The 14202-nt window shown below is 64.5% G+C and carries 12 protein-coding genes; 3 read left to right on the top strand and 9 right to left on the bottom strand.

The annotated features are described in order from the left end of the window. Positions 1-67: 67 nt before the first annotated feature. Both ACW2Q0_RS19510 and ACW2Q0_RS19505 read right to left on the bottom strand, forming a co-directional pair. Positions 68-805: a FadR/GntR family transcriptional regulator gene (locus tag ACW2Q0_RS19510; RefSeq protein ID WP_457192111.1), complete on the bottom strand. Its 738-nt coding sequence runs from the start codon at positions 803-805 to the stop codon at positions 68-70. 39 nt (positions 806-844) lie between these two features. Continuing rightward, positions 845-1300 (bottom strand): MerR family transcriptional regulator, encoded by a 456-nt coding sequence (locus ACW2Q0_RS19505; RefSeq protein ID WP_457192108.1) that lies wholly within the window; start codon positions 1298-1300, stop codon positions 845-847. 47 nt (positions 1301-1347) lie between these two features. Between ACW2Q0_RS19505 and ACW2Q0_RS19500 the strand changes: the two genes are divergently transcribed. After that, complete coding sequence (locus tag ACW2Q0_RS19500) at positions 1348-2304, top strand: MBL fold metallo-hydrolase (protein WP_457192106.1); 957 nt, start codon at positions 1348-1350, stop codon at positions 2302-2304. A gap of 438 nt (positions 2305-2742) precedes the next feature. On the opposite strand, the gene ACW2Q0_RS19495 is transcribed toward ACW2Q0_RS19500, so the two are convergent. The 7 genes from ACW2Q0_RS19495 to ACW2Q0_RS19465 are packed head-to-tail and all read right to left on the bottom strand — an operon-like array spanning position 2743 to position 12346. After that, positions 2743-3501: a hypothetical protein gene (locus ACW2Q0_RS19495; RefSeq protein WP_457192104.1), complete on the bottom strand. Its 759-nt coding sequence runs from the start codon at positions 3499-3501 to the stop codon at positions 2743-2745. A gap of 38 nt (positions 3502-3539) precedes the next feature. Further along, positions 3540-5198, bottom strand: coding sequence for an ABC transporter family substrate-binding protein (locus ACW2Q0_RS19490; protein ID WP_457192102.1), 1659 nt, complete (start codon positions 5196-5198; stop codon positions 3540-3542). Beyond that, entirely contained in the window at positions 5195-6880 is a 1686-nt protein-coding gene (locus ACW2Q0_RS19485) for an ABC transporter family substrate-binding protein (RefSeq protein WP_457192100.1), read from the bottom strand. The genes ACW2Q0_RS19490 and ACW2Q0_RS19485 overlap by 4 nt, the downstream gene beginning before the upstream one ends. Beyond that, positions 6877-8550: an ABC transporter family substrate-binding protein gene (locus ACW2Q0_RS19480; protein WP_457192097.1), complete on the bottom strand. Its 1674-nt coding sequence runs from the start codon at positions 8548-8550 to the stop codon at positions 6877-6879. The genes ACW2Q0_RS19485 and ACW2Q0_RS19480 overlap by 4 nt, the downstream gene beginning before the upstream one ends. Before the next feature lie 12 nt (positions 8551-8562). Next, positions 8563-10437 carry an ABC transporter ATP-binding protein gene (locus ACW2Q0_RS19475; protein WP_457192095.1) on the bottom strand — a complete coding sequence of 625 codons (1875 nt, stop codon included), beginning with the start codon at positions 10435-10437 and terminating at the stop codon, positions 8563-8565. Then, a complete protein-coding gene (locus tag ACW2Q0_RS19470; RefSeq protein ID WP_457192093.1) occupies positions 10434-11372 on the bottom strand; it encodes an ABC transporter permease in 939 nt (312 codons plus the stop codon). Before ACW2Q0_RS19470 ends, ACW2Q0_RS19475 begins: the two co-directional genes overlap by 4 nt. After that, the gene (locus ACW2Q0_RS19465) at positions 11369-12346 is read right to left on the bottom strand and encodes an ABC transporter permease (protein ID WP_457192091.1); all 978 of its coding nucleotides are present in this window, start codon (positions 12344-12346) and stop codon (positions 11369-11371) included. Before ACW2Q0_RS19465 ends, ACW2Q0_RS19470 begins: the two co-directional genes overlap by 4 nt. 159 nt (positions 12347-12505) lie before the next feature. On the opposite strand from ACW2Q0_RS19465, the gene ACW2Q0_RS19460 reads away from it, so the two are divergent. Both ACW2Q0_RS19460 and ACW2Q0_RS19455 read left to right on the top strand, forming a co-directional pair. Beyond that, positions 12506-13324: a hypothetical protein gene (locus ACW2Q0_RS19460; RefSeq protein ID WP_457192089.1), complete on the top strand. Its 819-nt coding sequence runs from the start codon at positions 12506-12508 to the stop codon at positions 13322-13324. A 74-nt stretch (positions 13325-13398) separates the two neighbouring features. Continuing rightward, positions 13399-14199, top strand: a complete 801-nt coding sequence (locus ACW2Q0_RS19455) for an HAD family hydrolase (RefSeq protein WP_457192130.1) — start codon at positions 13399-13401, stop codon at positions 14197-14199. Positions 14200-14202: the final 3 nt, after the last annotated feature.

The following is a 14202-nucleotide window of genomic DNA, read 5'->3' as shown; positions in this document are numbered from 1 at the left end:
CGTCGAGCGATATTCCGAACCGCTGCGGTGATCCGGGATCGGGCGACGCCGGATCACGAATTCGCTGTCAGCGTCCGATGTTTTCGGTGCCCTCCAATGCTTCGATCAGGGCCGTGGTGGCCGGTTCGAGCAGCACCCGAGCGGTGCTCATAGCCTGCTCCGGCGCACCGGACTCGATGGCGGCGGCCAGGTTTCGATAGGCCTCGACATTGCCGACCTCGGCGGACATGATCGGGGCCAGCGCCGCGAGCGCGGGTTCATAAGCGGCGCGCAACATGTTGAACATCAGCCGGAAAACGATGGAGTCGGCGGCGTCGACGACGTGATCCCAGAACTGCATCGCATGCCGCTGCTGCGCGATCGGATCCTGTTCGGCGGCAAGCGCTTCGACGGTGCGATCCAAGGCGGCGCGCACGGTGGCGGACTCGGTTTCGCCGAGCCGGATCGCCGCGAGTTCGGCCACCTTGGGCCCATTGTGCAGCCGGGCCTCCAGAATGCTGCGCGCGACCTTCGGGTCCAGCTCACCGGCCCGAACCAGCAGCCGCGGCAACACCTCGAGCCCGGCCCCGCGCCGATAATCCAGCACAGTGGTCGCATCCCCCTGCCGCACCGCCACCAGTCCGGCCGCCGCCAGCCGCTGCAGCGCCTCCCGCACCGCGGGCCGGGAAACCCCCAACGCCTCCGCCAACTGTCGTTCACTGGGCAGCGTCGCACCGGGTGTCAACTCCCCGCTCAGCACATCCGCCGCGATCTGCTCGAACACATCGCCAGCTACCGACCGCTTCACCACAGGTTGCAACGCCATATCGCCACTCTCCGCCCAATAGGTCAGGAGGTCAAGTGGTCAGACCACGCCGCGGTCGCACGCCGATGGTGGTGCGCTGGTGCTGGATTGCCGTCCGGGGTATGTGCTCGGTTCGAGGCGGCTGAACTCCGAGCATTCGGGGCAGTCGGCGATCACCGGGTGGCTACAGGTGGTGAGGTGGGCCAGGAACCCGTCGGTAGCTTCGAGCAGGGCCATGCGGGCACGGATTTCGGCGCGTTTGGCCTCGATGAGGGCGGCGCGGGCGTCACAGGTGCTGGTACCCAAGTCGCGGATCTGTTCGAGGGAGAGGCCGGTGCGTTGGAGGATGCGGATCAGGCGGGCGATGTCGAGGGTTTGCTGGTTGTAGGTGCGGTGGCCGGAAGGGGTGCGGGGTGGGTGGAGTAGGCCGACGGATTCCCAATGGCGCAGGACGTGGGCCTCGATACCGAGGATCGCCGCAGCGTCGCCGATGCGTAGGTCCGATACGGTGGTCACGATCGCCTCCTTGACTTCATGTCGACATCAAGTATTAGCGTGCCTCCATGTCAGAACCAGTTCGCAGTCCGAGTGTGTTCGAATGCTGTGCCGCCGCGACGGGTCTGGTGCGCGGGATGGTGCGGCCGCGCAAGCCCGACGAGCGTTTCCTGCGGTCGATCGCCGATGCGGGGCTGCCCGCCGCGCAGCGCACGGTCAAGATCACGACCCTGGAGCAGGTGCCGCGTACGGTGCCGACGCCCATGGTCGTGGAGGGACGGTTCGATCCGAGGCAGATTCGCAATTCACTTACCTCGTTCGTCGTTCAGCACCCGGAGGCCACCTTCCTGGTGGATCCGAGCTTCTGCCTCGACGCCGAGTACCGGGCCATCGCGCAGCTTCCCTCGATCCTGCGGGTAGCGGTCCAGCCACCCGCCGACACCATCGCGACGGTCACCGCCCTGCAGCGCGAACCTCAGCTTCCCGCACCGGGTTTCGCACTGCCCACACACACGCACTGGGATCATGTCTGCGGCCTGCTCGACTTCCCCGGCCTGCCGGTTCACGTGCACAGCGACGAACACCGCTGGATCACCGGCGGGGCGGTCGCTCCGGTCGGCGGCGTGCGCGATTCTCTGCGCGACCGCCCGCTCGAGCAGTTCGACCTCGACGGACCACCGGTGCTCACCTTCACCCGCAGCCGCGACCTGTTCGGCGACGGCAGTGTGGTGCTTGTCGATCTGGCCGGTCATACCCCGGGCAGCATCGGGATCCTGTGCCACACCGAAAGCGGCTGGGTGCTGCTTGCAGGCGATGCCGCCTGGCATTACCTGCAAATCGACGATATTCGCCAGAAGTCCAGCTACCCGGGCCTTTTCGTCGACGTGGACCGCGACGCCACCTTCAAGACGCTGCACCGGCTACACCTGGCCCGCCACACGGTGACCATTGTCCCGACCCACGATCACGACGCGAGCAGCCGGTTCACTACCAACCGGATAGATCCCGCACAGGCGCTACCGTGAACTCATGCAGATCACTGTCCGCTCGGCACTTGTGAATGTTCGAAGTCGCCTGCATTGGTGATCTGGCGTTTCCGGGGTGAGTGCAGAAGAGTGCGGGCATCGGGCCTGTGCGAACCCGTGTGTCGTTCTGCCGCAACAGAGTAAGCCGCAGTCAGGCCGGATCGAACCTGATGTCGTGTCAGCAGCCCGCCTGGACGGGGTAACACGAGCGGTTGTCCCCGCCGCCGAACAGCATCGGTGCCGTCAGCGCGGCGGGCTGGTAACCGCTGGTTGCTAGGGCAGGGCGGGTTACCGGAGCTGGAATGGGTTCCCCTGAGATGGCCGTAACGATGACCCGAAGACGGCAACCCCGGCGAGACCATCGAATTGGTCAGGGCAATTCTTCGGATTCGAGGTCAGGCACCCCGCCGTCCGCAAACTCGACGCGGAACGGACAGGTCAGCTGGGGTCGGAGCCGCGGATCGCGGAGAGCCAGATGGTGGTGGCGGCGGCCACGGCAGTGGCGGCGACGAACGCGGTGAAGCCGCCGGCGGCGACGTAGACCCACATCAGGGCCACGAAGGGGGCGGCGACGGTGGACTGGGCGTCGAGCAGGAGGCGGCGGCGGATGCGGGCGGAGTCGGTGGCGAGGATCGGGGCGTCGGGATCCGGGCGGGAGGGGTTGTCGATCAGGCGGCCGGGCGGTTCGCCGGTGCGTGCCTTTCCGGATGGATAGAAATGCAGGGTGGCGGTGTCGACTGATCGGTCGGCCACCTCGGCTTCGGTCTCGGTCATGGCGAGCAGTGCCGGCTCGAAAAATACCGGCAGCCAGCGAGTTCGATAATTCTCGGTGATCTCGAGCCAGCTGCGGCTGACGAGCCGATGTTGCTGGCGCACCCGCTTGATCTCCACCGTGCGCGCGGTATCCCCCCGTTCCACGCCGCTACTGCCGGTATCCGAACTCCGGCTGCCGGCGTCGAAGTGCGCGCCGACGTTGCCAGGCGAATCCCGGTCGCCTTCGCCGCGAGACGGATCCGTGCGGTCCACCCGGCGCGGGCCGATGTCTGTCAGCCCATTCGGCAGCCGGCCCAATGCCCGGGCGAGCTGAACACCCGTATAGCCCACAATGCCCACCGCGACGACCGCCAACGCCGCCACCTGGTCCAGGTCGCCGAACGGCGCCCAGGCCAGGCAGACAACCAGGGCCGCGATCGTCACGCAGACCGGATAGGCCAGGGGGTGGCCCGGTCCGAATTTCACTTCAGGAAGCCGACTTTGGTGTAGTCGGGGGTGGCGAGGCCGAAGGCGCCGTAGTTGGCGAGGTTATCGCGGACCGCGTAGGTGCCCGAGGCCTGCTGCAATGGCACGGAATAGCCTTCGGCGAAGATCATCTGATCGCATTTGTTCGCCAGTTCGATGGCTTTCGCCGGATCGAGTTCGGCAATGGTCTGTTCGATCAGCGCGTTCAGTTCCGGGGATCCGATGCGGGCCTTATTGCCCATCAGATTCGCCGGGTCGTAGGCGTAGATCTGGGGCAGCGCGCCCAGGGGCAGAACACTACCGCCCCAGCTGAACTGGGCGATATCGAAGTTGCCCGGATCGATCATATTCTTGAACAACCCGCTGCCGGGAACGGTCTGGATGGTCATCTCGACCCCGACCCGCGCCAGGTTCTGCTGCACGATCTGCGCGGTCTGCACCCAGGCTTCCTGCTGGTACATCACATCGCGCAATTCCAGTTTGCGGCCGTCCTTCTCGCGGACGTCGCCGTTGAGCTTCCAGCCGAGCGAGTCCAGCATTCGCGCGGCCCCGTCCGGATCGAAGGCGATGGGCGCCGAATTGTCCTGGTAGCCCTTCTGGCCCTTCATATAGATGTGGTTGTTCAGCGGTGTCGGATTATCGACGACACCGTTCTGGGCCGCACTCACCAGTGCCTGCCGATCGATCGCCTTCGAGATGGCAATCCGCAGTTGCGGGTCCGACAGCAGCGCACCGGGTGCGCCGTTGAAGGTCAGATGTGACCAGCTCGGTTCGGGTGTGCGCCGGATGACCACATTCTTCGAATTCCGCGCACCGGTCACATTCTCGATCCCGGACATATACGCATAGTCGATCTCGTTGTTCTGGATGCCGGGCAGCACCGCGGAATCATCGAGCACGCTCAGCGTGATGGTGTCGAGTTTGGGCGTATCACCCCACCATTTCGGATTGCGCCCCAGGGTGATCCGGTTCTGCGCCCGATCGATGGAAGTGATGATGAACGGCCCCGAACTGACCGGCATACCGTCGCGGTCGAGATTGCTGAATGCCTCCGGATTCGCGGTGACCGCTTTGGGATACAGCGGCGAGAACTGGCCCTGCCATTCGGCGTAGGGCTTGTCGAAGGTAACGATCGCCTGCGAATCGTCCACACCGCGTTCGACCTTGGCGACCCGGTCGAATCCACTGGCCGACGAGATGAGGAAACCGGGATCCTTACCGCTGAGCGCGGCGGCCTCCGAACGCAGGTCCTCCCAGGTGATCGCGGTGCCGTCGGACCACACGGCCTTCGGGTTGATCGTGTAGGTGACCTGCTGCGGGCTGGTATTGGTCAGCTTGATATCGGTGAAGTAATTGTGGTCGACCGTCAGCTCGCCGGCCGCGTTGCTTATCCACGGCGACGGCAGTGTCGGATTGATAACGGAGGCAGTGCTGTCGGTACTGCCGTCGACATGCAGATAGTTGAACGACTCCGGGAACGAGCTCAGCGCCAACCGCAGATTCCCGCCGTCGCGCAGTTCGCCGCGATCCTTCGGGTTGATGTCGTTCGTGCTGCCGATATCGACCGTGCCGGCGATAATGCTGTTATCGGAGCAACCGGTTGCGATCAGTCCGAGGGCGACAACGGGAACGGCGACGGCTACCGCGAATCTCATTTCTCGAACCCCACCTTGGTGTAGTCCACCGATGCCAGACCGAAGGCGCCGTAATTGGCCAACCCCTCGCGCGCCGCCACGGTGCCCGGGGACTGCACGATGGGCAGCGAGAAGCCCTCATCGAAGATCATCTTGTCGCATTCGTTCGCCAGCTCGATGGCCTTATCCGGATCCAGTTCGGAAATCGTCCGCTCGATCAGGGCGTTCAGTTCGGGCGAGCCGATCTTGCCCTTGTTGCTCAGCGTATTGGCCGGGTCGAACGCGTAGATCTGCGGCAGTGCGCCGAGCGGGAGAATGCCACCACTCCAGGTGAATTGGACGATATCGAAGTTACCCGGGTCGACCACATCGGTGAAGAGCCCATTGCCCGGGTAGGTCTGGATGATCAGTTTGACGCCGATCTTCGCCAGGTTCTGCTGCGCGATCTGCGCCATCTGCACCCAGCTCTCCTGCTGGTACATCACATCGCGGATTTCCAGCTTGCGGCCGTCCTTCTCCCGGACGTCACCGTTGAGCTTCCACCCGAGGTCGTCGAGTTCTTTGGCGGCCTGGTCGGGGTTGTAGGCCACCGATGCCGCGTTGTCCTGATAGCCCTTCTGGCCGACCATGAAGATGTGGTTGTCGAGCGGCTTGGGGTCGACGACGACACCCTGCTGCGCCGAGGTCGCGATGGCCTGCCGGTCGATACCCTTCGAAATGGCAACGCGCAGTTTCGGATCCGCGAGGATCGAGCCGGGCGCGCCATTGAAGGTGAAGTGCGAGAACCGCAGCGCGGGTGCGCGACGCACCTTGATGCCGGGCGCGTTCGAGGCGGCCTTGACCTCATCGATGCCCGAGACCGACGCCGAATCCAGTTCGTTGTTCTGCAGTGCGTTCAGCCGGGCGGAGTAGTCGAGCACGCTGTAGGTGACCGTATCCAGCTTCGGCGTATCACCCCACCATTTCGGATTGCGGCCCAATACGATGCGCTGCTGCGCCTTATCGATCGACGTGATCATGAACGGCCCCGCCGAAACCGGCAGCCCATTGCGGTCGACGTCGTCGAAGGCCTGCGGGGTCGCGGTCGATGCCTTGGGGTACAACGGGCTGAACAGGCCCTGCCATTCGGCATAGTGCTGGGCCATGGTGACGATCGCCTGCCGGTCGTCGACACCGCGTTCGACCGTGCCGATCTGCGCGTAGCCCTGGGTTGCCGCCACCTGGAAGGCCGGATTGCGTCCGCTGAGCGCCTCGGCCTGGGATTTCAGATCTTCCCAGGTGATGGGCGTCCCGTCGGTCCAGACCGCCTTGGGATTGATCGTGTAGACGATGGTCTGCGGATTCGTATTGGTGAGTTTGATCTCGGTGAAGTAGTTGGTGTCGGTGGTGATATTGCCCGCCGCGTCGGATTGCACCGAGCCGGGCAGCGCCCACCCGACCAGATCGGATACGTCACCGTCGGAGTCGATATGCGAGGCATTGAAGGTCGCCGGGAAATTCGTCAGCGCCAGCCGCAGATTCCCGCCGTCGCGCAGTTCGCTCGCATCCTTGGGATTGATGTCGTTGGCCGTGCCGATCGAGCTGGAACCCGCCGTCACGGCGTCGCCTGATCCGCACCCGGACAGAATCAGCGCGATGGCGACGGCGGGTGCCGCGATCCGTATTCCCACCCGGCGCTGTCGGGCGCTACGTGCTGTTGTCATTTCACGAATCCGATCTTGGTGTAGTCGTAGGATGCGAGGCCGGGGGAACCGATATTGGCGAGATTCGCGCGGACGCCGAAGCTGCCGTCGCTCTGCATCAGTGGCAGCGAATGACCCTCCTCGAACACCTTGCGATCCACCTCGTTCGCCAGTTCCAGCGCCTTCGCCGGATCCAGTTCCGACAGGGTGCGATCGATAAGGGCATTGAGCTCCGGCGAACCGATGCGGGCGTAATTGCCCTGCAGGTCGTTCGGGTCGTAGTAGTACGCCTGGCGAATACTGCTGAACGCGAACGCATCACCGGACCAGATGAACTGTGCGGCATCGAAATCACCGGGCTGGATGACATCGGTGAAGTAACCGGCACCGGGCTTGGTGTCGATAGTCAGGCCCACACCGATTTCGGCGAGATTGCGCTGGATGATCTGGGCGATCTGCACCCAGGTCGGATCGTTGTACATGACATCGCGGATAACGAGCTTGCGCCCGTCCTTCTCTCGCACATCGCCAGTGCGCTTCCAGCCCGCCGCGTCGAGTTCGCGCGCCGCGGCGGTCGGGTCGAAGCCGAGGCTGTTGTCCTGGTAGCCGGCCTGACCCTGCAGGAAGATGTGATTGTTCAGCGGCTTCGGATTCTCCACCAGCCCGTTCTGAATCGCGCTGACGATCGCCTGCCGATCGATGGCCTTGGAAATCGCGACGCGCACCTTCGGATCGGAAAGGATCGATCCCGGCGCGCCGTTGAAGGTGATGTGGCGCCACCGATTACCCGGTGCGCGGCGTACCGCCAGGCCGCCGGTATTGCGCACCGTCTGGACGTCGTCGACCGTGGTCAACTGCACCAGGTCGAGTTCATTGTTCTGTAGCGCCGCCGTCCAAGCGGAGTGGTCGAGCACGCTGTAGGTGATGGTGTCGAGCTTGGGTTTGGCGCCCCACCATTTCGGGTTGTGGCCCAATACGATTCGGCCCTGTGACCGGTCGGTGGCGACGACCTGGAACGGTCCGGCACTCGGGCCCATCGCGTCGGCGAGGCTTTTGTTGAACGAATCCGGGTCGGCGGTGACGGATTTCGGGAACAGCGAGGCATTGCCCGCGAACTGGCCACGCCATTCGGTGTAGGGGTGGCTGAAGGTCAGGACGGCCTGGCGATCGTCGACGCCGCGCTCCACCTTGTCCACGAATTCGAAGCCATTGGTGATGGCGATCAGGAACCGCTTATCCCTACCGCTGAGCGCATTGGCCTCGGATTCGATGTCTTCCCAGGTGATCGGATTGCCGTCGGACCAGACCGCCTGTGGATTGATCGTGTAGGTGACCTGCTGCGGGTTGGTGTTGGTCAGCGCGATATCGGTGAAGTAGTCCTTGTTGATGGACAATCGGCCCGCGGCATCGGTGTCGAACGAGCGCGGCATCAGCGGCCGTTCGATATCGGCTATTTCGCCGTCATTGCCGTCGTTGGACAGGGTGTTCCAGTTGGCCGGGTATGTCGTGGTCGCGAGGCGCAGGTTCCCGCCGTCGCGGACCTCGTCGACGCTCTTGGAATTGATGTCGTTGGTGGTGCCGAGCGTATCCGACAGGCCCGCCGTCGAATCGGCGCCCGAACCGCAGCCCGCCGCGATCAGTCCGAGTGCGACAATCGGTGCCGCCCACGTGGTTCGGGTTCTCGATCGCATCGCGGTCTCTTTCTATCGGCTGACGACCGGCACCGGCACCGCATCGATCAGCGCCCGGGTGTAGTCGTTACTCGGTCGGTCGAAGATCTGTTCGGCGGGCCCGGCCTCGACGATCTTCCCGCGATACATCACCGCGATATCGTGGGCGAGGTTGCGCACCACCGAAAGATCGTGCGAGACGAACAGGTAGGACAGACCGTGTTCGGTCTGCAGATTGCGCAACAGATTCAGCACACCCGCCTGGATCGATACATCCAGTGACGACACCGGTTCGTCCAGCACCAGAATCTCTGGATCCAGGGCCAGCGCGCGGGCGATACTGATGCGTTGTTTCTGGCCGCCGGAGAAGTCGGCGGGATAGCGGTCGGCGTGTTCGGGCCGCAGACCCACCTGTTCGAGCAACTGCGGTACCCGTTTGGCGATCTCGGTGCGGGGCCGGCCATCGATACGCATCGGCTCGGCGAGCACATCGAAGATCGGCAGCCGCGGATCGAGTGCGGCCGTCGGATCTTGGAACACGATCTGCATCTTCCGGCGGATCTCCCGCTTGCGCGCCTTGGTCAGGGTCGCGATATCGCTGCCCATGATCTCGATGGTGCCCGCTTGTGGCCGCACCAGGTCGAGAATCTGGGTGAGGGTGGTGGATTTTCCGGATCCGGACTCGCCGACCAGCGCCAATGTGCGCCCGGCCCGCACCTCGAAGCTGATGCCGTCGACCGCGCGGACCTCACCCTTGCGGCGTTTGAACACCACACCCGAGGTGATCGGATAGGTCTTCACCAGATCCGCAACCCGCAACACCACCCGCTCATCGGTATCGGCTTCGGCGCTCGGCTCCGGAATCTCCTGGCGGTAGGCCTCGAAGAGATCGGCGGAGGTGACCTCCGCGGTGCGGATGCAGGCGGCCGAATGGCCCGGGCCGGTCTTCTCCAACGGCGGCTCGGCCGCACGGCAATCATCGATGGCGATGGGGCACCGCGGTGCGAACGAGCAGCCGGGCGGCAGGGCATGCATAGCCGGCGGTGCGCCGACGATCGGGATCAGCGGGCTGCGCGGCGGACCGTCCATGCGCGGAATCGAGCCGAGTAGCCCGACCGTATACGGCATCCGCGGTATGGCGAAAAGCTCTGTGGCCGGTGCGGTTTCGACGATCTTCCCGGCATACATCACCGCCACTCGATCGGCGAGCGTAGCGGCGATACCCATATCGTGGGTGATCATGATGACACCGGCGCCGGTGATGTCACGGGCCTTGCGCAGCAGATTCAGGATCTGCTTCTGCACCGTCACATCGAGTGCGGTGGTCGGCTCATCACAGATGATCAGCGCGGGGTCATTGGCAATGGCCATGGCGATGACCACGCGCTGGCGCATACCTCCGGAAAACTCGTGCGGAAATGCCTTGGCGCGCAATTCCGGTTCCGGAATACCGACCAGATCCAGCAGTTCGACGGCGCGCGCCGAGGCCTCTCGACTGGTCATATCGGTATGTGCGAGCAGGGCTTCGGCGACCTGATCGCCGACCCGATACACCGGCGTCAGCGCCGAGAGCGGGTCCTGAAATACCATGCTGATGGAACGTCCACGCAGCTTGGACAGTTGGCGATCGCCGAGCCCGAGCAGTTCGCGGCCACGCAGCCGGATGGAACCGTTGATCCGTGCCTGCTCCGGCAGCAATCCGATCACCGCGAGCGAGGACACCGACTTACCGGATCCGGATTCGCCGACAATGGCGAGCACTTCGCCATCGGAAACGGTGTAGTTCACCCCGCGCACCGCCTCGATGCGGCCCTCTTCGCTGGGGAAGGAAACTCGCAGGTCGGAGACCTCCAACAGCGGCGCGGTGGAGTTCTTGTCGATGGCGAGATTTTCCGCCGGGTCCGTCATGGTCCTACCTTCTTTTCCGACCCAGCCTTCTTGCGCGAGCGAGCCCGTTTGGCACTGGGATCGAATGCGTCACGTAATCCATCGCCGACCAGATTCGCCGAAAGCACGATGACGATCAGCAGCCCACCGGCGAACATGAACAGCCAGGGGAAGGTGAGCGCCGAGGCGGTGCCCGAGGCGATGAGCGTGCCGAGCGAGACATCCGGCGACTGCACACCGAATCCCAGGAAGCTCAAACCGGTTTCGGCCATGATCGACGCGCCCACCGACAGCGTGGTGTCGATGATCAGGATCGAGGCGATATTCGGCAGGATATGGCTCAGGATCACCGTTCTGGTCGGTGCGCCCATATAGCGTGCGGCCTTGACGAATTCGCGTTCACGCAGACTCATGGTCAGGCCGCGCACGATGCGCGCACTGATCATCCAGCCGAATACGCTCAGCAGCAGGATCAGCAGCAGGATGGATCCGCTGCCCTTCGTCTTCGGCGCGAACAGCGCGACGATGATGAAGCTCGGCACCACCAGCAGCAGATCGACCAGCCACATGATGGCACGATCGGTGAAACCACCGATGAGCCCGGCGATCGAACCGGTCAGCGCCGCGATGGTGGTGCTGATAATGGCCACACAGAAGCCGATGATCAGCGATTTCTGCATGCCGCGCAGGGTCTGGGCGAGGACGTCGTGGCCGATGGCGTCGGTGCCGAACGGGTGTTTCGCACTCGGCGGTTTACGCAGCGCCGTGCCATCGAGTTCCTGATAGCCCCAGGTCCAGAAGTACGGCAGCACATAGGCGAGCAGCACCAGGACCAGCAGCACGATCACACCGGCGACGGCGGCCTTGTTGCGCAGGAAGCGGCGCAGGACGAGCCTGCGCCGACCGGTGGCGGCGACCTGCGGCGCCCCCTGGACGATGATCTCGGCTTCGGTCATCCCACACGCACCCTGGGGTCGAGAATCGCGTACACGACATCGGAGAGCAGACCCGACACCAGGACCACCAGACCGGCGAATGCCGTCACCGTGACGACCACGTAGAGGTCCTGGGCATTGATCGAATTGACCAGCCATTCCCCGACACCGTGCCAGCCGAAGATCTTCTCGGTGAAGGTCGCGCCGGTGATCAATCCGCCGAGGCTGTAGGCGAACAGCGTCGCCATCGGGATCAGCGCGGTCCGCAGGCCGTGCTTGTAGAGCGCCTTGGTGCGGGTCAGACCCTTGGCGCGGGCGGTGCGGATGAAATCGCTCTGCAGCACGTCGAGCATGGCATTGCGCTGGTAGCGGCTGTAACCGGCCATCGCGCCGAGGGCCAGACCGGCCGTCGGCAGCACCAGATGCTGGAGGCGGTCGAGCAATTGCGGAAAGAAGCCGTTGATCTTGTTCGCCGAGGTCTCACCGGTATAGAGGAAGATCTGCGATCCGGTGAGCGTGTTCACCTCCAGTGCGCCGTATTTCAACAACGTGGCGAGCAGGAATACCGGCGTGCTCAGCACCAGCAGGGACACGACCGTGGTGAAGTAATCACTGAATTTGTATTGCCGGATCGCCCCCGCCGCCCCGATCAGAACCCCGAGCACCGTACCGACGACCGAACCGATGATCAGCAGCCGCAGACTGACCAGCACCCGTCGCGGCAGTTCCTCGCTGACCGGCTGCCCGGCCAGCGTCTGGCCGAAGTCACCCTGCGGGATACCCTTCAGCCAGCTGATATAGCGCTGTGGGATCGGCTCGTTGAGATGCAGCTGTTCGGCCTTGGCATCGATCACCGCCTGCGGCGGACGTGGATTGCGCTGTTCGAGACTATCCAGCGGCGTGAACGTCAGCGACGCCAGACTGAACGTCAGGAACGAAGCCAGCAGCAGCAGCACGACATAATTGAACGCGCGTCGTAGCAGGAAGCCGGTCATCAGTCCTCTGGTCTTACGGCTGGTCGGGCCAGCATCGAGTATTAGTCCCCGATCATAAGGACGTGCGTGCGAGCGTGCGTGACACGCGTGAGATCGGCATGTCCTTTATTCTGTCGACAACGGCGCGTCCAGGCTGTTCCGCGCTCGAAGGGGGACCTTATGAGTTATCCACAATATGAGCCTTATCCACCGGCTCCGGCACCCGCACCCGGTGGCGGTACCGCGATAACGGCCGGCGTGCTGGCCAGTGTCGGCAGTGCGGGTCAATTGCTCGGCGGCGGATTCAACATCGTGCTCGGGCTCACCGACTTTGCCACCGATCTCGCCGAATACGACTCGACCGGCCTGTTCGCGCAGAGCTGGCTCAAGACATACATGCTGGTCATCGGTTCGATCGCGCTGGTCACGGCCTTCTTACTCGGTGTCGGCGCGGTGCTGATGTTCACCAGGCGCCCGCTCGGTCGGGTGCTTGTCGTGGCCGGATGTGCGGTGGTGGTGATCGCCGGGATCGCGGAGTACGCGATCACCCTGCGCTATACGACCTCGGGCGGTGGCGCGGCCGAAATCAGCGGCGGCATCGGTGGTCTGTTCGGGCTGATCTTCCCGATCGCCACCGCGGTACTCGCCCTGGTGCCCTCGACGACGCGCTGGCTCAACTATCGGCCCGTGGCCGTACCACCCGCGGCGAGGTACCCGTACGGACCGGCCGTGCCACCAGTCGGGTATCCGTCCGGGCCTGCGATGCCACCCGCGGGATATCCGTCCGGGCCGACGCCCTATCCGCCCTATCCGCACTATGGTCCGTCCGCTGCGCAGCCGTATCCGCAGGCAGGTGCCGATCAGGCGGGCCCACCGCCGCAGTGGGGGGCGAATCCGCCGCCGGCGCCGGATTCGCCGCCGCCGGATCCGGCGCAGCGGCAGTCCGATCCGATACCGAAGGCCGCCGACGCCCAGTGGCGTCGACCGCCGTCGCAATGATGGCCGCGACCTCGCCGAGATGGTCTTGCGGCAGGATGGAATAGGTGACGCGCCTGCACCTGCCCAAGCCGAAGATGGTTGCCACCGATGTGGATGGCACCCTCATCGATCACGACGAGCGGGTAACCGCGCGAACCAAGGCGGCCGTGGCTGCCCTGATCACCGATGGTGTGCCGTTCGTACTCGCCACCGGACGGCCGCCGCGCTGGATCGAACCGGTCGTCGAGGGATTGGGTTACGCGCCACTGTGCGTTTGCGGGAATGGCGCGGTGATCTACGACAGCGCCGCTGACCGCGTGCTCGCCAGCCGGACCCTGGACGTGGACACCTTGACCTGGATCGCCGACCTGGCCGAACGCGCGCTGCCCGGTTGTGGCCTCGCCGCCGAACGCGTCGGCGCCAGTGCGCACGACGCGGTGACGCCGCAGTTCGTGAGTTCGCCGGAATACGAACATGCCTGGCTGAATCCGGATGACACCGAAGTCTCGCGGGCCGAGGTCATCGACGCGCCCGCGATCAAAATGCTGGTTCGACTACGTGGCACCTCCAGCGCCGATATGCGCGCGGTCCTCGCACCGCTGATCGGTGACCGCGCCGATATCACCTACTCGACCGACCACGGCCTGATCGAGCTCTCCGCCCCCGGCGTCACCAAAGCCTCCGGTCTGGCCACTGTGGCTCAACGCCTCGGTCTCGAACATTCGGCGATCATCGCCTTCGGTGATATGCCCAATGACGTGCCGATGCTGACCATGGTCGGCCACGGCGTCGCGATGGCCAATGCGCATCCGGAGGCGATTGCCGCCGCGAACGAGATCACGGGGGCGAACTCCGAAGACGGTGTGGCGCAAGTGCTCGAGCGCTGGTGGGTCTGAACG

Source organism: Nocardia citri (genome assembly GCF_054065835.1).
This window is presented reverse-complemented; position numbering and strand designations above follow the sequence as displayed.

Excerpts from the sequence above, each read along its gene's own strand:
- ACW2Q0_RS19480 (WP_457192097.1), bottom strand. The coding sequence starts at position 8,550 with ATGCGATCGAGAACCCGAACCACGTGGGCGGCACCGATTGTCGCACTC.
- ACW2Q0_RS19510 (WP_457192111.1), bottom strand. The coding sequence starts at position 805 with ATGGCGTTGCAACCTGTGGTGAAGCGGTCGGTAGCTGGCGATGTGTTC.
- ACW2Q0_RS19490 (WP_457192102.1), bottom strand. The coding sequence starts at position 5,198 with ATGAGATTCGCGGTAGCCGTCGCCGTTCCCGTTGTCGCCCTCGGACTG.
- ACW2Q0_RS19465 (WP_457192091.1), bottom strand. The coding sequence starts at position 12,346 with ATGACCGGCTTCCTGCTACGACGCGCGTTCAATTATGTCGTGCTGCTG.
- ACW2Q0_RS19475 (WP_457192095.1), bottom strand. The coding sequence starts at position 10,437 with ATGACGGACCCGGCGGAAAATCTCGCCATCGACAAGAACTCCACCGCG.
- ACW2Q0_RS19460 (WP_457192089.1), top strand. The coding sequence starts at position 12,506 with ATGAGTTATCCACAATATGAGCCTTATCCACCGGCTCCGGCACCCGCA.
- ACW2Q0_RS19500 (WP_457192106.1), top strand. The coding sequence starts at position 1,348 with ATGTCAGAACCAGTTCGCAGTCCGAGTGTGTTCGAATGCTGTGCCGCC.
- ACW2Q0_RS19455 (WP_457192130.1), top strand. The coding sequence starts at position 13,399 with ATGGTTGCCACCGATGTGGATGGCACCCTCATCGATCACGACGAGCGG.
- ACW2Q0_RS19485 (WP_457192100.1), bottom strand. The coding sequence starts at position 6,880 with ATGACAACAGCACGTAGCGCCCGACAGCGCCGGGTGGGAATACGGATC.
- ACW2Q0_RS19470 (WP_457192093.1), bottom strand. The coding sequence starts at position 11,372 with ATGACCGAAGCCGAGATCATCGTCCAGGGGGCGCCGCAGGTCGCCGCC.